Origin of the sequence: Fontibacter flavus (genome assembly GCF_042432905.1) — a bacterium.
In the GTDB taxonomy this organism is placed as follows: Bacteria; Bacteroidota; Bacteroidia; order Cytophagales; family Cyclobacteriaceae; genus Fontibacter; species Fontibacter flavus.
Window position 1 is genome coordinate 66,707 of record NZ_JBHLWI010000022.1, and the last position, 19,557, is coordinate 86,263.

The 19,557-nt window shown below is 41.1% G+C and carries 17 protein-coding genes; 6 read left to right on the forward strand and 11 right to left on the reverse strand.

Annotated elements, in window-relative coordinates:
• Positions 1–149 precede the first annotated feature (149 nt).
• Positions 150–2,750, reverse strand: coding sequence for a M1 family aminopeptidase (locus ACFFIP_RS08250; protein WP_382387117.1), 2,601 nt, complete (start codon positions 2,748–2,750; stop codon positions 150–152).
• 50 nt (positions 2,751–2,800) lie between these two features.
• Between ACFFIP_RS08250 and ACFFIP_RS08255 the strand changes: the two genes are divergently transcribed.
• The 5 genes from ACFFIP_RS08255 (at position 2,801) to ACFFIP_RS08275 (ending at position 6,208) form a co-directional block, all read left to right on the forward strand.
• Positions 2,801–3,295, forward strand: coding sequence for an acyl-CoA carboxylase biotin carboxyl carrier protein subunit (locus ACFFIP_RS08255; protein WP_382387118.1), 495 nt, complete (start codon positions 2,801–2,803; stop codon positions 3,293–3,295).
• A 102-nt stretch (positions 3,296–3,397) separates the two neighbouring features.
• Positions 3,398–4,108, forward strand: a complete 711-nt coding sequence (pyrH, locus tag ACFFIP_RS08260; RefSeq protein ID WP_382387119.1) for a UMP kinase — start codon at positions 3,398–3,400, stop codon at positions 4,106–4,108.
• Positions 4,109–4,122: 14 nt separating this feature from the next.
• Positions 4,123–4,683 carry a ribosome recycling factor gene (gene frr / locus ACFFIP_RS08265; protein WP_382387120.1) on the forward strand — a complete coding sequence of 187 codons (561 nt, stop codon included), beginning with the start codon at positions 4,123–4,125 and terminating at the stop codon, positions 4,681–4,683.
• A gap of 184 nt (positions 4,684–4,867) precedes the next feature.
• Positions 4,868–5,443: a sugar O-acetyltransferase gene (locus ACFFIP_RS08270; protein WP_382387121.1), complete on the forward strand. Its 576-nt coding sequence runs from the start codon at positions 4,868–4,870 to the stop codon at positions 5,441–5,443.
• Between the two features lie 27 nt (positions 5,444–5,470).
• The gene (locus ACFFIP_RS08275; protein ID WP_382387122.1) at positions 5,471–6,208 is read left to right on the forward strand and encodes a class I SAM-dependent methyltransferase; all 738 of its coding nucleotides are present in this window, start codon (positions 5,471–5,473) and stop codon (positions 6,206–6,208) included.
• Positions 6,209–7,048: 840 nt separating this feature from the next.
• Here the strand turns inward: ACFFIP_RS08275 and ACFFIP_RS08280 are convergent.
• Together ACFFIP_RS08280 and ACFFIP_RS08285 are read right to left on the reverse strand one after the other, a co-directional pair.
• Positions 7,049–7,849 carry a purine-nucleoside phosphorylase gene (locus ACFFIP_RS08280; protein WP_382387123.1) on the reverse strand — a complete coding sequence of 267 codons (801 nt, stop codon included), beginning with the start codon at positions 7,847–7,849 and terminating at the stop codon, positions 7,049–7,051.
• 131 nt (positions 7,850–7,980) lie between these two features.
• Positions 7,981–8,817: a purine-nucleoside phosphorylase gene (locus ACFFIP_RS08285; RefSeq protein ID WP_382387124.1), complete on the reverse strand. Its 837-nt coding sequence runs from the start codon at positions 8,815–8,817 to the stop codon at positions 7,981–7,983.
• Between the two features lie 123 nt (positions 8,818–8,940).
• Here ACFFIP_RS08285 and ACFFIP_RS08290 point away from each other — a divergent pair, with 123 nt between their 5' ends.
• Entirely contained in the window at positions 8,941–9,465 is a 525-nt protein-coding gene (locus ACFFIP_RS08290; protein WP_382387125.1) for an NADPH-dependent FMN reductase, read from the forward strand.
• A gap of 2 nt (positions 9,466–9,467) precedes the next feature.
• Here ACFFIP_RS08290 and ftsZ read toward each other — a convergent pair whose 3' ends face one another.
• The 8 genes from ftsZ to mraY all read right to left on the reverse strand — a co-directional run bounded on the left by ftsZ (position 9,468) and on the right by mraY (position 19,556).
• Entirely contained in the window at positions 9,468–11,132 is a 1,665-nt protein-coding gene (gene ftsZ, locus ACFFIP_RS08295) for a cell division protein FtsZ (RefSeq protein ID WP_382387126.1), read from the reverse strand.
• Between the two features lie 101 nt (positions 11,133–11,233).
• Positions 11,234–12,553, reverse strand: coding sequence for a cell division protein FtsA (ftsA, locus tag ACFFIP_RS08300; RefSeq protein WP_382387127.1), 1,320 nt, complete (start codon positions 12,551–12,553; stop codon positions 11,234–11,236).
• An 11-nt stretch (positions 12,554–12,564) separates the two neighbouring features.
• Positions 12,565–13,323, reverse strand: a complete 759-nt coding sequence (locus tag ACFFIP_RS08305) for a cell division protein FtsQ/DivIB (RefSeq protein ID WP_382387128.1) — start codon at positions 13,321–13,323, stop codon at positions 12,565–12,567.
• Entirely contained in the window at positions 13,304–14,710 is a 1,407-nt protein-coding gene (gene murC, locus ACFFIP_RS08310) for a UDP-N-acetylmuramate--L-alanine ligase (RefSeq protein WP_382387129.1), read from the reverse strand. Before murC ends, ACFFIP_RS08305 begins: the two co-directional genes overlap by 20 nt.
• Positions 14,707–15,816 carry an undecaprenyldiphospho-muramoylpentapeptide beta-N-acetylglucosaminyltransferase gene (gene murG / locus ACFFIP_RS08315; RefSeq protein ID WP_382387130.1) on the reverse strand — a complete coding sequence of 370 codons (1,110 nt, stop codon included), beginning with the start codon at positions 15,814–15,816 and terminating at the stop codon, positions 14,707–14,709. Before murG ends, murC begins: the two co-directional genes overlap by 4 nt.
• A gap of 6 nt (positions 15,817–15,822) precedes the next feature.
• Positions 15,823–16,992: an FtsW/RodA/SpoVE family cell cycle protein gene (locus ACFFIP_RS08320; protein ID WP_382387169.1), complete on the reverse strand. Its 1,170-nt coding sequence runs from the start codon at positions 16,990–16,992 to the stop codon at positions 15,823–15,825.
• Positions 16,992–18,344, reverse strand: coding sequence for a UDP-N-acetylmuramoyl-L-alanine--D-glutamate ligase (gene murD / locus ACFFIP_RS08325; protein ID WP_382387131.1), 1,353 nt, complete (start codon positions 18,342–18,344; stop codon positions 16,992–16,994). The genes ACFFIP_RS08320 and murD overlap by 1 nt, the downstream gene beginning before the upstream one ends.
• Positions 18,345–19,556, reverse strand: coding sequence for a phospho-N-acetylmuramoyl-pentapeptide-transferase (gene mraY / locus ACFFIP_RS08330; RefSeq protein ID WP_382387133.1), 1,212 nt, complete (start codon positions 19,554–19,556; stop codon positions 18,345–18,347).
• Position 19,557: the final 1 nt, after the last annotated feature.

The window sequence follows — 19,557 nt, forward strand, 5'->3', positions numbered from 1 at the left end:
TATTTCACATTAAAAATTCCTAAGGATTTCCCTTTTAGTATTCTTAACGGATGGCAAAATTATACCCTTTTCGTAAACATTCAAAATTATGTCAAAAAAAATCAAAGTATTTTTTCATAACGCATTTTAATCCCATAAAAATCAAGTAATTAATTTTCCTCCAGATAGGTTGAAAGGAAAAATTCCTGGTACCTTTTTGCCAGTTCATCAGTTTCTTGCTGCCAAATCTTTTTTGCTAAGTCCAGTACGCCAGGCTCGTCAATAAATCCAAACAAGCCCATAAATGCAGCAATCCTTACATAATTGGCCCTATGACCAGACGCCAATGCAGAGAGGTTTGCAATCGCTTTATCTTTCCCCTCAGATGGCATCTTAACGAAATAATCGCCATAGTACCCCAAGAAGTAATACAAAGACTGCCCCGACATGATGTCAAGTTTCTCATGGAACCATTCCCCTTTCCCTTCAATATCATTACTTATATAGTAGTCAGACAAAGCCACGACCATCCGGATGTTTTTTTCTCCTGCAAAACGCTCCGCTATCTCATCTCTATTGAAGCTTTCCTCATTTTCCAAATAGGCACTCAGTGCTGTCCCTGCCACATAATAGGAAGGATCATTCATCCATCTTAAAAAAGCAGGGGAATATTTATCCCCATCTATTAAAGACAATAGTTCAATGGCTCCTAGCCTGACAGTATTCTTGGGGTCATTCTCTGCAATATCAAATAAGGTGGACTCCAGGTCATCAATGGCCAATAACCATTCCGGATGCTTAGCGATGTTCATTAACGCAAGTTCCCTGATGGCCCAGAAAGGATCCTTTAACCCGGCCCCCACCAAGGAGGCTACATCCATCTCCTCTCCAAACATGCTAGACAAACTATCCAGTGCTTCATACCTTGCTACTCCTAGCTCCGAAACTCTATATTGATTGATAAAGTGATTTTTCCCCCGAAACGACTTTTTCTCAGCCAATATTTCTACTGCTTCATCCACATACAGTTCCGAAACTGGGGTTCCATTCTCAATGGCAAATTGCTGCCATGCCTTATCCAAAATCAATTCTTTTTCAAACCTCTTCCCTTCTGCATACCAACTCACTTTAAAAGGCAGTCTATACAACGGCGTATTGGAAAAATCCTGTCTTTGGGCCACAGACAGCAATAAGTTGTCAGGTTGACTATAATCTACTTCATATTCCAAAACAGGATGTCCTGAAGCCAGAAACCATTGATTGAAAAACCAATTCAAATCCATCCCGGTCACTTCTTCAAGTGCAATTCTCAGGTCATGTACTTCTACACTGCTGAAAGCATGTTTGGTCAGATAGTGCTTGAGTCCGGCAGAAAAAGCATCATCTCCAAGATGCCTTCTGAGCATATGTAAAATCCTGCCTCCTTTGGCATAAGAGTGGCTATCAAACATATCTTCCCCATCTTCATAATAAAAACGGATCAGGTCAACTTGCTTTTCTTCAGCCTCTCCAAAATATTGCTCCATTTCAGACACATGATGCATGTCTGCATCATCCCTACCCTCTTTGTAATCATACCATAGATACTCTGAATAATTGGCAAAAGCCTCGTTCAGAGTAAGGTTAGACCAAGATTCATTCGTTACATAATTCCCAAACCACTGATGAAACAATTCATGGGCAATAATTCCATCCCATTCCGAATCTATGGCTTCCCTTTCATCCAGATTCAATTCCTCCATAAAAACAGAAATGGTGGTATTCTCCATCGCTCCTGAAACAAAATCCCTCACCACTACTTGGTCGTATTTTTGCCAAGGATACCTCAGCCCTAATAAATCAGAAAAGAACCCAATCATTTCTGGTGTATTTTGGAACACCTTCTTGGCTCCTTCCTCATATTCTTTTTCCACATAATAGTTCACCTGCATCCCCTCCCATTCATCCTTGACCTCCACATAATCCCCGACAATCACCGCAGCCAGATACGGCGCATGTGGCAGATTCATTTCCCAATGGTCTGTCCTCGTACCATCTCCATTCATTTTACTGGACTTTAACTCACCATTACTGATGGTCCGGTATTTGGCATCCACGGTCAGCTTGATATCCTGAGTAGCCCTTTCATTTGGAGCATCAATAGTTGGAAACCATTTGGAGTTATGCTCGGTCTCTCCCTGAGTCCATATCTGAATAGGCTTATTTGGATCCTCTCCTTTTGCATTGATAAAGTAAAGCCCTTTGGTGTCCGTAATGGCCTGACTACCTTCCCCTGAATTTTCATTAGGCTTTGCGGTATATTTGATCAATACCGTCAAGGTGTCATTTGCACTGAAGTGTTTAGACAAATAAGCGGTCACCTTTTTCCCATCATAACGAAAATTCAAATCCTGACTTGTTTCCTTCCCTATCAAGGCAAATGAATGGATGTCAAAATCCTTGGCATCCAATACCAGGGTATTCTGCGGAAAAAAATATGGCTTAAGTTCCAGTTGTGCGATTCCATTGACCCATTCATTTTGGTAATCAAAAGAAAGCTCCAAGGAAGTGTGTAAAAGATCAAAATCCCTTCTTCGGCTTTCCTGGTACTCAGAGATTTTATATTCCAGCAAAGGGATTAACTTTTCACGTTCTGAGGACAGTGCTTCCAAGGTGTCTATAGGCAATTGTTCGTTAGTTACTTCCGGCAGAAAAACAGTATTGGAACTCTTGCAAGACCAAAAAATCACAATGAAAAGGGCAAATAGTATTTTGGGTGTATCCAATCTCATGAAAATGGTTTTTAAAGATTAATCCTATATCTTAGCGCAAAATAATAGAAATGTATTCAGTAAGCATTAAAAATTCCGTATTTGAGGTAGAAAAGTCCAAGGACCGGATTTCGGTCAATGGGAATATACTCGATTGGAGTATTTCCAAAATTTCGGACAGACATTTTCATGTGCTTTACAAAGACCAATCTTTCAACCTTGAAGTTGTCGAATTGGATCTTGAATCAAAAACCATCAAGCTGAAGCTGAACAATAAACCATGCGAAATCCAGCTCAAGGACAAGTATGATCTTTTACTGGAAAAACTGGGCATGAACAATCTTCAGCAGAATTCTGCCAAGGACATCAAAGCGCCAATGCCAGGATTGATTTTTGATATCAAGGTAAAAGAGGGAGACACCGTACAAAAGGGAGATCCTGTCCTGATTCTTGAGGCCATGAAAATGGAAAATATTCTGAAATCTCCGGGTGATGGGGTAGTAAAAACCATTAAGATCAAAAAAGGAGAAAGCGTAGAAAAAAATCAGGTATTGATCCAATTTTAAACCCTACCTCTTCAGATTTCTAGGGGAAGGCCTTATATTTGTCGGGTTTATACCAATTAAAAAAAATCAGAAAAGCACCTTTTTCAATTACCATTATCTACAATGAAATACAACAGAATATTACTCAAACTGAGCGGAGAAGCCTTAATGGGAGAAAAAAATTATGGCATAGACTCCAATAGGCTGGAACAATACGCCCAGGAAATCAAAAAAGTAAAAGATCTTGGGGTGGAAGTGGCCATCGTAATAGGTGGGGGTAATATTTTCAGAGGAGTTCAGGCAGAAAAGACCGGCATTGACCGTGTTCAGGGAGATTATATGGGCATGTTGGCCACATTGATCAACGCCATGGCCCTTCAAAGTGCCCTGGAACAAAACGGTATGTTTACCCGTTTGATGTCAGGTATCAAAGTAGAAAGTGTCTGCGAGCCATTCATTAGAAGAAGGGCTATCAGACACTTGGAAAAAGGTAGAATTGTCATTTTCGGGGCGGGAATAGGAAACCCCTATTTCACTACAGATTCAACAGCCAGTTTAAGGGCAATTGAAATAGAGGCAGATGTGGTCTTGAAAGGAACACGAGTAGACGGTGTCTATACTGCTGACCCAGAAAAAGACAAAACAGCAACCAAATATTCTATCTTGTCATTCCAAGAGGCATATGAGAAAAATCTCAATATCATGGACATGACAGCATTTACCCTTTGTCAGGAAAACCATTTGCCTATCGTGGTATTTGACATGAACAAGCCTGGCAACTTACAGAAAATAGTAGCAGGAGAAGAAATCGGAACATTAATTACTTCAAAATAATCCAGAAGCAGATCATGGAAGAAATTCAATTACACCTGGAAGAAGCAAAAGAAATGATGCAGAAAGCAGTCAATCATACTGCTGCAGAACTTGTGAAAATCAGAGCGGGCAAAGCAATGCCCAACCTACTTGACGGAATCATGGTAGCTTACTACGGCGCGCCTACCCCACTTCAGCAGGTAGCATCTGTCACTACACCTGATGCCCGTACTTTATCCATCAAGCCATGGGAGAGAAACCTGATCTCTGAAATTGAAAGATCAATTATCAATTCAGACCTTGGACTTGCCCCACAGAATAACGGTGAAATCATCATCCTGACCATTCCGCCAATGACAGAGGAAAGAAGGAAGTCACTTGTAAAACAGGCCAAACAGGAATGTGAATCTGGTAAGGTTTCTATCCGAACCATTAGAAAAGACACCAATGAAGCCTTGAGGAAATTACAGAAAGAAGGTGCTTCTGAGGATGAAGTGAAAAGAGCTGAGGATACCGTACAGAAATTGACTGATCAATATTCTACAAAAGTAGATGAGCTTCTTGTCAAAAAAGAAGCTGAGATCATGACAGTATAAACTTCTCGGCATTTCAATAAGACTATAAGTACTTCCATGATATAGAAATCAGGAAGTACTTTTTTTTTACCCTATTTTTTGTTGAAAATTTGGATATTGAAGACACAATAAGATCCATTGGCCGTGATTAACAATTACAGGAGATTTGATCCAACTTTTAAAAACGCATTAACTCTTTAAGAATATGTCTAAATCAGAAAAACAGAAAATGTTAGCTGGGGAAATCTATAACAGCAGGGATCCCGAACTTTTGGAACGATATCATATTTGCAGGAGTTTAATTCTGGAATTTAACCATATTCCTTCAACAGAGCTGGTCAAGAAGTCAGAAATCCTTGATTCACTTTTAGGAGAAAAAGGAGATGGAGTATGGATAGAAGCCCCATTTTTTTGTGATTATGGTGAAAATATCCGTCTTGGAAAAAACACCTTTTTGAATTTCAACTGTCTGTTGCTGGATTGTAACCTGATATCAATCGGCAAAAACGGATTGATAGGTCCCAATGTACAGATCTACACCGCTGCCCATCCAATTGCTGCCCAAGACAGGATAGTAGCTGACCCTGAGGAAAGGTACCTGACATATTCAAAACCTGTGAGTATAGGAGACAATGTATGGATCGGAGGCAATACCCTTATCATGCCCGGGGTAACCATTGGAGAAAATGTGACGATTGGGGCAGGTTCGGTTGTCACAAAGGACATACCGGATAATTGCTTAGCTTTGGGAAACCCTTGCAGGGTAGTCAGGCAATTGTGATTTCAATTTTATTCAAGAATTAGCCCTATGAGTGATGAAAACAAAAATATCCATGACTTCGATTTTGATTTGATCTGTGAATATTTTTCACAATTTGAAAGACAGGGCCCTGGAAGTCCTGAAGTAACTTTAAAAGCCCTAAGTTTTATTGATAACCTGCACCCTGAATCCAGGATCGCAGACATAGGATGTGGTACAGGAGGTCAGACCATGATCCTGGCCCAACATGCTCCAGGATATATCACAGCCTTGGATTTGTTCCCAAAATTCATCGATCAGCTGAATACCTCGGCAGCCCAGCTCAACTTGCAGGACAAGGTAAAGGGGATTGTAGGGTCTATGGAAAATCTACCATTCGAAGAAGAGGAATTAGATTTAATATGGTCAGAAGGAGCCATTTACAATATTGGTTTTGTAAAAGGGCTGAAAGAATGGAACAGGTTCTTGAAAAAAGGAGGCTATTTAGCCGTGACCGAAGCCTCTTGGTTTACCGAAGTCAGGCCCAAAGAAATCCAGGATTACTGGGATAATGCCTATCCGGAAATTGATACCATACCCAATAAAGTTGCACAGCTCCAAAATGCCGGTTACATACCTGTGGCTTTTTTTATCCTTCCCGAAAACTGCTGGATAGACAATTACTATCAGCCCCAAACTGAAAAAATTGAGGAGTTTGTAAAAAAACACAAAGAGAATCCTGCTACAGAGGCATTTATCTCCGAAATCAAGGAAGAAATCCAGTATTACGCCCAATACAAAGCGTAGTATGGCTATGTGTTTTATATAGGCAAGAAAATTTAAGAGCTAGGATTTAAAGGGGATGGTTAGAGACCTAAATAGAAAACCATTTACGAGAAGGCCTCAATTTGTCACCATTAGAACCAAATTTCTCTCAAACTAGACAAGAGGTAGGTTCACAAGCACCTTAAAAACAAACCAATTAACGAATAAATGGTATCTTCCTTAGGAAATCACAGCTGGTTTAAACTCTCAGAGAAAGTTTCCGAAAAATACAGAAATGGCCTGCTGATCAAAAAATAACCCTGTCGAATAACCGACAGGGTATAAGGGCTGACCGTGACAAACGCTGTTCCTGCAGCCTCCCCAGTCCCCATCACCCCTTGGGAGCTGGCCGGGGATTACCGTTTGGCACGGCTTAATGTAAATATACGTAAAATTATGGCAAAAGATACGTTGTGAATTGCTTTCAAATCGACCAAAGGGAGATTCATGAGCACCTTAAAAACAAACCAATTAGCGAATAAAATGGTATCTTCCTATGGGAATCACAGCCTGAGCGCCAGTTGCACCCTGAATACCTGTGTTGTGAATTGCTTTCAAAATGGTATCTTCCTATGGGAATCACAGCGATCGGGTGGCATAGAAGGCACGCTCCAGCGTTGTGAAAACATCTAAGAGGGCCCCGATTGATCTGATCAGTCGGGGTCGTCTTTTTTTTGGAATCTTAAACTAACTATTTTTTTCCTTTAAAACATCCCCTCTACAGGGTATTTTTAGTTAATTGACTTAAGTTGTCTTAAAAAATCATTTCAAAAAAATACAATTTCAGGTAATTCATGCTCAAAAAAATCTAAATTCTGATTTTCAGATTATCCCCTTTACCAACTCCACTAACTTTTTACCTGCTTGATTGGCTACAGCGACTACCTCTTCATGGGTAAATTCCTTGGCAATCTTAGGGATACTTTCATTCGTAATCACCGAAAAAGCAATGACATTCATCCCCATATGATGCGCGGCTATAATCTCCGGAACTGTACTCATACCCACTGCATCTCCGCCGATTACCCTCAGATATCTTACCTCAGCCTTGGTCTCCAATTTAGGCCCCTGAAGGCCTACATAAACACCCTTTTGTAATCCAATACCCAAATTTTCCGCACAATTCAGCGCTTTTTCTCTCCATTCTAAATCAAATGGCTCACTCATATCCGGAAATCTCGGACCAAGTTCATCAAAGTTTCTTCCCCTAAGTGGATTATCTGGCAACAGACTGATGATATCTTCAATCAGCATCACGTCCCCCTGTTCAAAATCAGGGTTCAAACCTCCTGCGGCATTGGTGACAATAAGTTTCTTAACCCCCATTAATTTCATTACCCTGAGCGGATAGACCACTTCCTGCATGCTATAGTCCTCATAATAATGAAATCTTCCGGCCATAGCCAAGACCGGAGTTCCCTGCAGTATCCCAAAAATCAATTGGCCACTATGTCCTTCCACCGTCGAAACAGGAAAAAAGGGAATCTCCCCGTAAGGGATTATTACCTGTTGACTGATTTCTGAAACCAATCCGCCCAAACCTGAACCCAAGATTATCGCCACCTCAGGAACTGAAGGCATTTGTTGTAATAAAAATCTGACAGCTTCCTGTTCTTTTTGCATATACCTGAATAAATTTTCTTTATGCGTCAGCCGAATCGCTACAATACTCCCTTATTATTCATTTTTCATTCAACATTCCAGCCCCCCTTATGATGTCAGTACTTTCTCTCTAACATGACAAAGGATAGTTTTTATAATTCTTGGACAAGTTCTCTGATGATCAAGCTCATCCCGGGTTCCGCCTTCGCTGCTGCAGCCAGTACTTCTTCAATCCTTACCTTTTTGATATTGCCAGGTGAACATAAATCTGTAATCGCTGATATCGCAAAAACGGGTAATTCCATATGTCTGGCAACAATCACTTCAGGAATTGTACTCATGCCAATAGCATCTCCACCAATGGTTCTCAAATATTTGTATTCGGCCTTTGTTTCAAGATTTGGTCCCTGAACAGCCGCATACACTCCCTGATGGAGCTTTACATTGTTTCTCTTTCCGATCTGAAGAGCCTTTTCAATCAGTCTTAAATCATAAGGTTCGGACATATCAGGAAATCTTACCCCAAATTGATCAAGGTTTTTGCCCCTCAGCGGATTTTCGGGAAAAAGATCAATATGGTCATTGATGATCATCAATTCACCGATTCCAAAATCCGGATTCAGGCCACCTGCAGCATTGGACACAAAAAGATGTTGTATCCCTAGCAACTTCATCACCCTGACAGGAAAGGTAACTTCCTTCATGGAGTACCCTTCATAATAATGAAACCTACCCTGCATGGCTACAACAGACTTACCTGAAAGTTTACCAAAAATTAGTTTGCCTTTATGACTTTCGACTGTGGAAACAGGAAAAAATGGAATCTCTTCATAAGGGATTTCAAGTTCAATTTCGATATTATCGATCAACTGACCCAAACCGGTCCCAAGAATGATTCCAACTTCCAAGGATTCTGCGTATAAGCTATGTATATACTCATAGGCTAGTCGAATCTGTTCTCCGTAAGTGATATTTGCTTCTGTTCTCATATCGTAAAATTTCAACTAAGGTAAGCATTTACAGCTTTTGGGACATAATTTTTGAACAAAAGGGAAACTAATTGACTTTTACGATTGTAGTACAATGCAAATCAAAACCAGAAATCACCTTTCATGATCAAGATAATCGTCGGCACCAACCGAAAAAATTCGATTTCATTTAAAATCGCGGAATTATATCAGGAAAATTTAAACCAATTAGGAGCTGCTTCAGAAATCCTAAAGTTGGAAGAACTTCCCCATGATTTTTTATTTTCAGCTTTATATGAAAACAATGGTAAAAATCCGCTATACAACGAATTTCAACAAAAGGTAAAAGAGGGTGACAAGTTTGTTTTTATCGTACCGGAATATAATGGTTCATTTCCTGGGATTTTAAAGGCTTTTATAGATGGCATGACCTATCCAAACAGTTTCCGTAATAAAAAATGTGCTTTGGTGGGAATTTCATCTGGAATTGGCGGGGGTGGCATCGCATTGAGCCACCTCACCGACATCTTCCATTACCTGGGGATGCATGTACTTGCCCTCAAGCCTAAACTAGCTAAGATTGAGGAAAATATGTCAGATAACCTGCTCACCAACAGGCTGTACATGGAATTACTTCACTCCCAGGCTGAAATGTTGATTAACTTTTAGGGTTAATCAACATTATCGTGTAAAAACCTATTGTTCTTCAAGAACTCATTTTCATCTGTCAGGTTGAACCTGGAGATGCTACGCTCTGAGCTGTGCTGTACATCAGACAATTTAATCTGTTTCCTGATATAAGCAGGCGTCTCAAGCTTATCCTTGAATTCCTCAGGATTCTGGTTATAGGTTTTGACATTCTTTAAACGCTCAAAACGTTCATAGGCTTTCTGAATGGCTTTCTGCCTCAGTTGCTCATAGTAATCATTGCTGTACTGCGGAGCAGCTTCCTCTTTCTTTTCCTCAGCTTTTGGAAATTCAGGACGCTCATCTTTTTCTTCTGGCAGTTCATGGACAATTCTTCTAGCCTCTGGCTGGGCAGGAACAAACTCAAATTCATGTTCATCTTCCGCATCTTGGTCCTCGATTTCAATTGATTTGTTTGTAATCTCGGGTTTCTTCTCTTCAAAGGATGGCCTAACTGGCTCCTGAGCAGGCTTGGGGTCATTAGCGGGTGTAAAAACCGGCTTTTGAAAAGTAAAAGTGAAAGTCTGACCTGCCTCAGTCAACGCATCTTCATCTACTTTTGAAGTCTTGCCCGATTCCAGGTCAATTACTTTTTTTATCGATTCTGCCTCTTCAGCCACAACCGTATTTTGTATAGCTGGTTTTTCAACTGCTTTTGTTGGTGCTGCAGTAGTCAACTTATCCATTTCAAATCCAGTGGCAATGACGGTTACCCTGATACCTTTACCCAAATCTGAATCAATACCCTGACCGAAAATTACTTCTGCATCATCTCCTGCCCTTTCTTGGATATACTCAGTGATCTCACTCAGCTCGTCCATGGACAATTCATCTTCTTCACCTGACATGATGGAAAGAAGTATTTTCTGAGCTCCGGTAATATCAACATTATTCAACAAAGGAGAAGCAATTGCCTTCTCAGCAGCTCTGATTGCTCTTCCATCACCTTCTTCAGTTGCAGAGCCCATTACAGCAGCACCAGCATCTTTCATGACTGTTTTCACGTCCTCAAAATCAACGTTTACATCCTGGTGCACAGTGATGATTTCAGCAATTGATTTAGCCGCAGTGGTCAAGACGTTATCTGCTTTGGCAAAAGCGGAACGGATGGCAAGGTTGCCGTAGATCTCTCTTAGTTTATCATTAAGTATAACCAAAACAGTATCACAGTTTTCTCTCAGGGCTTCAATGCCCAACTGAGCTGACTGCATTTTTTTCCTTCCTTCAAAAACAAAGGGAGCAGTAACAATACCTACTGTAAGGATATCCATATCCTTGGCTATTTTGGCAATCACAGGCGCTGCACCGGTACCGGTACCACCGCCCATGCCCGCAGTAATGAAAACCATTTTGGTGTTACCGGAAAGTAATTCTCTGATATCTTCTTTGCTTTCAATGGCTGCATTTTTACCTTTTTCAGGATTGGCACCAGCGCCTAATCCTTCTGTCAGGTTTGCACCCAACTGCAGTCTCAAAGGCACCGGACTGCTTTTCAAAGCCTGGGCATCGGTATTGACTACCACAAACTCCACGTCTTTGATTCCTTGATTAAACATGTGGTTCACCGCATTAGAACCACCCCCTCCAACGCCTATCACTTTGATGATAGACTTTGAATTTTTTGGAAGATCAAATTTGTAATCTTTCATGTTATCTGACATTTTAAAATATGATGGTGAATTTTTTTTCAGAACTAAGATTAGAAGGGAAATGAAAGGCAAAGCCCTTCACCTCCCCAGTATGATAAGCCCTAGTAATTGTTTTCATCATTGATATCACTTATAATGATATCTTTAAGTTTCTTTTGGATACTGCTGAAGATATTTGCTCCAAAATCAAGTTTGGCAGCCTTCTGCTCCTGCTGTCTAGGGGTATAATTGTTTTCATATCGTTTTTTGTAGGTTTCCTCTCTTTCGTCAAAAGATTTAAACCCTGCCAATACAAGCCCTACGGATGTAGCATACATAGGACTCTTGATCTCATCTATCTTACATTTTCCAAGATGCTCGTTTGGATAACCTATTCTTGTGTCCAGGCCTGTCATGTACTCAAACAACTGAGCAACTCCGGACAGCAAGGCACCGCCCCCTGTGAGGACAATACCTCCGGCAAGTTTTTTATAGTGTCCACTTGCTACCAGTTCATTTTGCACATGCTCTATAATCTCTTCCATTCTCGCCTGAATGATAGCAGCTAGATTTTTTATGGAAATTTCTTTAGGCTGCCTGTTTCTCAAACCTGGAATGGAAACAATTTCATTTGGGTTGGCTTCTTCCGCAATGGCTTTACCAAATTTTGTCTTCAGCAATTCAGCCTGATGATGTAAGACCATACATCCTTCTTTGATATCCGTTGTGATGATATTACCTCCCAAAGGTATTACTGCAGTATGTCTGATGATATTGTCATAGAATATCGCGATATCTGTCGTACCTCCACCAATGTCAACTAAGCATACTCCGGCTTCTTTATCTTCCTCGCTCAGGACAGAAAGTGAACTGGCCAAAGGTTCTAAAATCAGGTCCTTAGACACCAGATCTGCACGCTTCACGCATCTATTGATGTTGTTGATGGCGGTAGTTTGGGCGGTGATGATATGGAAATCCGCTTCAAGCTTAGAGCCTGACATCCCTACAGGGTCTTTGATGCCATCCTCATAATCAACAGTATAATCCTGTGGCATCACGTGAATGATGGTATTGCCTGGAGGAACCACAATGTTTTCCATATCATTGGCCAATCTTCTTACATCCTCAATCGTGATTTCATCCTGATTGGGATTTCTGATGATGGCCCCATGATGCACGGTACTCTTGATATGTTGCCCTGCAATCCCCACGATTACATTGGCAATGTCTACCTCTGCCATGTCAGAAGCATCGCTCACCGCTTTTTGGATAGCATTCACCGTTTTGTCAATATTGGTCACTATCCCCCGGATAACTCCGTCGGAAACAGCCTTGCCCATGCCCAATACTTCCAGTTTTCCAAATTCATTCTTGCGGCCTACTACCGCACAGATTTTGGTGGTTCCAATGTCCAGTCCTACAATAAATTTGTCGTTTTCCATATCATCATCAATTATTCACAAACAATCTGGCCTTTATATTTTACACTTACCCTGCTATAAGTATTCCATCCTTTCGTAGGCAGAATCTGCTCATAGAAGAGGTTAATTTTGTTGAATTTCTCTTCAATTTCATTTGCATCCCCAAACTCAATGACCTGCTTCCCTACCTGTTGATGCAGCTTGATGTCACCCTTTTTTGCTATTTCCAATTCAGTGATCTGAGCTTTCCAAAAAGGGTCTTCTCCAATAAACTGAATAAGCGCCATCAGTTCAGGATATGCGGTACTTAGATCCCCAACAGACAATAATGACTCGGCATAGTTGCCATATAGGATCAATACCCGTGAAGTGTATTTTGCCGAGGTCGGCAAAATCAATCCCTCTGAAGAAATATACCCATCAGCTGCCCTTGGCCTGGTAATTCTGGCAATCGGGACATGCTGCTCAATATCCACCCTCACATTTCCTTTTTGGTCTCCAAAAGCCTCTGCATTTTTGACAAATGGATGGCTTTCTACTTTCTTTTCAATTGCATTCAGATTGAGCTCAGAAAGCATTACCCCGGTCTTCAGGTTCGGAAACTCAGCTTTCAAACTCTTCAGGATTTCATTTTCATCCACGAAATACACATCACTTACTGCTTTCACATGGATTTCAATATCATTAAACCTCCTTTCAGAAGTTTTCTTTTCGATGAATCCTATGAAAACCACCAACACCAGTACGAGCACTGAGAATAAGAAGCTTTTTTTAAACCTTACTTTCTTCATGCCTGAGCCAGTTTGCTATCGGTGAAACCAATCTATCTATATCTCCTGCGCCAATGGTTACCAACACTTCAATGTTGGAGGCCTTCAGATAATCCAACAAACCTTCTTTGGTCTGAAGAGACTTCTGTGGTGCAGTAATGTCTTCCAACAACATTGAAGCTGTCACTCCCTCAATAGGAAGTTCCCTTGCTGGATAAATATCCAGCAGCACAATCTCGTCCGCCAATGAAAGGCTTTCAGAAAAGCCTTTGGCAAAATCACGAGTACGGGTAAATAAATGGGGCTGAAAAACAGCTGTCAATTTCTTTTGCGGATACATCGCTTTTACAGAAGTCAGAAATGCCCTGATTTCTTCAGGATGATGGGCATAGTCATCAATAAAAACCCTGTCCTCTTCCTGAACCCATATTTCAAATCTCCTTTTGACACCCCTATAGGTCAATAGTCCTTTTCTGATCGCTTCTTCATCCATTCCTAAATCCAAGGCAATGGAAATGGCTGGCAAGGCATTTTCGACATTATGGAATCCCGGCATCCTCAATTCCAAGCCTTTGATCTGTTGCGAACCATTTTGATAGTCAAATCGGAAAGTTGCCGGTAAAGCCTCAATATTGACTGCATTGATCTCTCCCTCTCCAATTCCATATTGAAGAATTGTTAGATTTCTAGTCATAGAGTCCAAACCTAATTTTTTGTAAGCTTTGGTATGAATGTACAGCTTGCCATGTTCGGAAATCAATTCAACAAAAGCCCTAAAGCCTTCCATCATATGCTTATCATCACCATAGATATCCAAATGATCCGGATCAGCACTGGTCACGACTGCCACATTTGGATGAAGGTGTAGAAAAGATCTGTCAAATTCATCTGCTTCCACTACCACTGTCACCTCTTTATTGTCTTCATCATGGAGGATCAGATTGCTTTGGTAATTCTGGGTAATGCCACCCAAAAATGCCGCAATGTTTTTACCTCCTGATTTCAGTAAATGGGCAATCATGGAAGAAGTTGTAGTTTTCCCATGAGTTCCAGCCACAGCAATCGTGGGCATATCAGAAGTGATCATTCCAAGGACCGCTGCCCTTTTCATCAAGTCAAAACCTTGATCCCTGAAATAATTCAGCTGAACAGAATCCTTTGGCATAGCCGGAGTCCAAACGATCAAGGTATTGTCCTTATCAGCCTTAACATCCGTAGGAATTGTAGCCATAGTATCCTCGTAGGTGATTTTCATTCCTTCAGACTCCAAAGAAGCCGTCAAAGGAGAAGGGGTACGGTCATAACCTGATACTTTGACACCGATGTGGTTAAACCATCTTGCCAAAGCACTCATACCGATACCTCCGATACCTAGAAAGTGGACATTATGTAATTTTTTCAGATTCATCCGATGATACTTTCCAATGCTTCTACAATCTCTTTGGCCGCCTCAGGCTTAGCCAACTTTTTGATATTTTCACTCATTTGACTTGCTTTTACCTGATCAGCAAGCAGGTCATCTATTGTTGATTTCAGTTTACCGACCGCTTCTGCATCTTTCAGTACCAAAGCAGCGCCTGCCTCTACATAAGCCATCGCATTTTTGGTCTGATGATCCTCCGCCACATTTGGGGAAGGGATAAAGACCACAGGTCTTCCTACCAAACTTAGCTCAGACACTGATAAAGCTCCTGCTCTGGAAACCACCATATCGGCGGCAGCATAAGCGAGATCCATTTCTTTGATGAATTCCAATACATGGATATGCCTCAACCCTGATGATGCCACTTTGCTTTGCATATCATTGAAGTAAAACTTCCCTGATTGCCAGAGTACCTGATACCCACCCTGCTCCAAAGCCTCCATATCAGCCAATACCGCCTGATTGATCGTCCTGGCACCGAGACTTCCTCCCAGAACCAAAACCACCTTTCTTCCATGGTCCAAATTGAAATGTGCAAATGCCTTTTCTTTTTTTCCTTCCAAGAAAAGAATGTCTTTTCTCACGGGATTTCCGGTATATTGAATTTTATCCGCGGGGAAAAACTTTTCCATATGCGGATATGCAACACAAATTTTAGCAGCTCTTTTGGCCAATAGTTTATTGGTTAAGCCTGCATAGGAATTCTGTTCCTGAATCAGACTTGGAATTCCATTTCTCTGTGCCATGAACAGCAATGGACCACTGGCATAGCCACCTACACCCACCACTGCATCAGGTTTGAATTCTTTCAATAGTGTCTTGGATCTGTTCAAACTCTTCATCAGCTTGAAAAGAAAACTCAAGTTTGAAAGACTTAAATTTCTTTGAAGTCCTGCAACAGGTAATCCTTCTATCCGATAACCTGCCTCAGGCACTTTCTGCATTTCCATTTTGCCTTCTGCTCCAACAAATAGAATCTCTGTAGCAGGATGCTTTTCTTTCCAGGCATTTGCAATAGCAATTGCAGGATAGATATGGCCTCCTGTTCCACCTCCACTGATCATGATCCTATATGTTTTATTATCTTTCATCAATGTTTATGCAGTTTGAAATACTTTTCTAGGCTTATTTTCATCACCAGAACTTTCAATTGAATCAGCATGATCTCCCCTGCTGACACTTAGTATGATCCCAACAGAAAAACCAGTAAAGATCAACGATGTCCCCCCCATACTCAGCAGTGGCAATGGAAGCCCTGTAATCGGACCAAGTCCAACCGCAACGGCCATATTGACCATCGCCTGCAGCACCAGCGCAAAACTCAACCCTGCAGAAAGCAGTCCTCCAAAAGGCTTGGTGGAATTGGCCACAATCCTCATTCCTCTAAAGAGCAATGCCAGATATAAGAACAGCACTGTTGTTCCTCCTACCAGGCCATACTCCTCAATGATGATCGCATAAATAAAATCTGAGTATGGGTGAGGCAGGGTATTCCTTTGTTCTGATTTACCTGGCCCTTTACCTGTCAATCCTCCGGTAGATATTGCAATAAATGACTGCTCAGCCTGGAATGGGATTTCATCATCCGATGCAAATTTTTCAATTCTTGAAAAGAATGTCCCACCTCTTTGTCCAAGAAATACAGAGGCTGATAAAAACACGCCGCCAACCAGAATCACCGTCAAGATGAATTTAGCAGGCACTCGGCCGATGAACATCAATAAAAGACAGGTAGCGAAGAGCAAAAGCGCTGTGGACATATTGGCGAATCCTATCAGCATAGTTACCAAGCCAATGACCAGAATCATAGGAAGGAATGCTTTTTTAAAATCATCTATATTCTTCTGTCTTTTGGCCAACAAACTTGCCAATGTGGCAATCAGGGCCAGTTTGGCAATATCTGAAGGCTGGAAGGCTTTGTTGATGCCAGGTATGACCAGCCACCTGTTGGCTTCGTTGACTGAAGAACCGAAAGCATAGGTGATCAATAGTAATGGCACAGAAACAAATAGCAGGAACCTTCCGATCAATCCATAGTATTTATAAGGTATCTTGTGGGCTACCCACATCACGATAAGCCCCATAAATACCATCATCGAATGGTCTATCAGGTACTTCTCAGTATTCCCTCCTGTTTTTTTGTAAGCCAAAGACCCTGTGGCAGAATAGACTACGAGTATACTGATAATGGCGAGCAAGATCACGATGCCCCAAATGATTGGGTCTCCTTTCAAATTCCTGTCTATCCAGCTTTTGAATGATGCCATCATACCGTTGATAATTTTAACTTGTTTACAGCAGCTTTAAACTGCTCTCCTCTATCTTCATAATTTTTGAAAAGATCGAAGCTGGCACAAGCTGGTGAAAGCAGCACTACATCACCTTCTTTACCAAATTCCAATCCCCAAGAGACCGCTTCGGCAATATCTTGTGTTTCTCTTATGTCTTTAATATGACCTTGAAAGGCCGCCTTCAGCTTCTCATTATCCAAACCAAGGCAAATCAATGTTTTTACTTTATCACCAATACCAGGAATGAGAACAGAATAATCATTTCCCTTATCCACACCTCCTGCTATCCAGATCAAAGGATTGTTATATGCGCTCAATGCGTAAGCTGTTGCATCCACATTGGTCCCTTTACTGTCATTGATAAAGGTCACCCCTTGGATTGTTGCCACAGATTCCATTCTGTGTGCTGCATTTTTGAAATCCTTCAACCCTGATTTCAGATTCTCTTCACTTACACCTGCCAAACCTGCTGCTAAAGAGGCACACATGACATTCAGCATATTGTGGGTACCCTTTAGAATAATCCCGTCTTTTGAGATTTCAACTTTTTTTCCAAGCATGGAAAGCTGTATGGATTCCCCATCAAAATACCCTCCTCTTTCTTGGTTTGTTTTAAGGCTAAGTGAATAAGTTTCAGCCCTTAGTACAGTCGTATCGAGCCCAGCTTTCGTATATGGGTCCTCTGGAAATAAGATCGCTTTATCTTCAGTTGCCATGTTTTTAAACAGGGACATTTTGGAAGCGATATAATTTTCCATCTTGTAATCATATCTGTCCAAATGATCCGGAGTGATATTGGTAAGGATTCCAATATTTGGCTTGAATTGACGGAATCCGTCAATTTGAAAACTGCTAATTTCAAGCACCCACCATTCATGATCCTTTTCAACCAACTGTCCTGCCCAACTCTGACCGACATTTCCGCCTAAACCTACGTCAATACCGCCTTTTTGCATCAGGTGATAGGTGAGCAGGGTTGTAGTAGTTTTGCCATTCGTACCGGTTATAGCAATCACTTTGCAATTAGAATACCTAAAAGCAAATTCCAATTCGTCTATCACTGGAATTCCTTTTTGAAGAGCTGACTTGATGATAGACGCCTTTAATGGAATCCCTGGGCTTTTGATGATTTCGTCAGCAGAAAGGATTTCAAGCTCTGAATGCCCGCCTTCTTCAAAAGGAATCTGATGATCATTAAGGATTTTTTTTCTGGCAGCACTTATTGCTCCCATATCCGATACCCATACCGCATACCCCTTCTGCTTGGCCAGCATTGCTGCCCCTACTCCGCTTTCTCCAGCTCCCAGTATGGCTATCTTCTTATTCATTTATCTCAATTTCAAAGTTGCCAAAGTAATGATGGCCAAAAGGATACCCACAATCCAAAATCTGGTAACAATTTTGGCTTCATGGATATTTTTCTTTTGATAATGGTGGTGGAGAGGTGCCATCAGGAAGATCCTTCTTCCCTCTCCATATTTTCTTTTGGTATATTTGAAATAACTCACCTGCATAATCACAGAAAGATTTTCCACAAGGAAAATCCCACATAATACAGGGATCAATAATTCTTTTCTCAAGGTCAAGGACAAAACGGCAATTACCCCACCCAACATCAAACTTCCGGTATCACCCATAAAAACCTGGGCAGGAAATGCATTATACCAAAGGAAACCCACGCAAGCTCCTACAAATGCTGAACAGAAAATCACCAGTTCAGCAGAGTTAGGGATAAAGAATACATTGAGGTATTGGGAGAATATTGCATTACCGGAGATATAGGCAAAAATGGCTATGGTCAATCCGATTATTGCAGAAGTTCCGGCAGCTAAACCATCTATTCCATCTGTAATATTGGCGCCATTGGAAACAGCTGTGATGATGAAAATCACCAATAAAATGTACAATACCGGTGTAATATCTTCTCCCAAGAAACCTAGAAAATTCTCATAATTCAGTTCATTGTTTTTCATGAACGGAATGGTGGTCTTGGCAACTTTAACATCCTTGAAAGCTGGGGTTTCCACTACCCCCTCCTCTATGGAAACAGGGTTGGTAAATTCCCTTACCACTACATCTTCATGAAAATAGAGAGTAGCTCCCACAATGATGCCAATAGAAATCTGTCCTACGATTTTAAACCTCCCGGCCAAACCTTCCTTGTTCTTTTTGAACACTTTGATGTAATCATCCAAAAATCCAATCCCACCTAACCAAATGGTGGTGATCAACAAAAGAATGATATAAATATTATTGACATTGGCAAAAAGCAAGGTAGGAATGATAATACCAGCCATGATCATCAGTCCACCCATAGTCGGTGTTCCTTTCTTCTCAACCTGACCACTTAAACCAAGATCCCTGACAGTTTCTCCAATTTGCTTATTACGGATCCAACTGATGATATTTTTACCGAAAGTAATGGTTATGATCAGAGACAACAGTGCCGCCATACCCGCCCTAAAGGAGATATAACGGAAAACCCCTGTCCCAGGAACATCCAAAACACTGTCCAAATACTCAAAAATAGGATATAACATA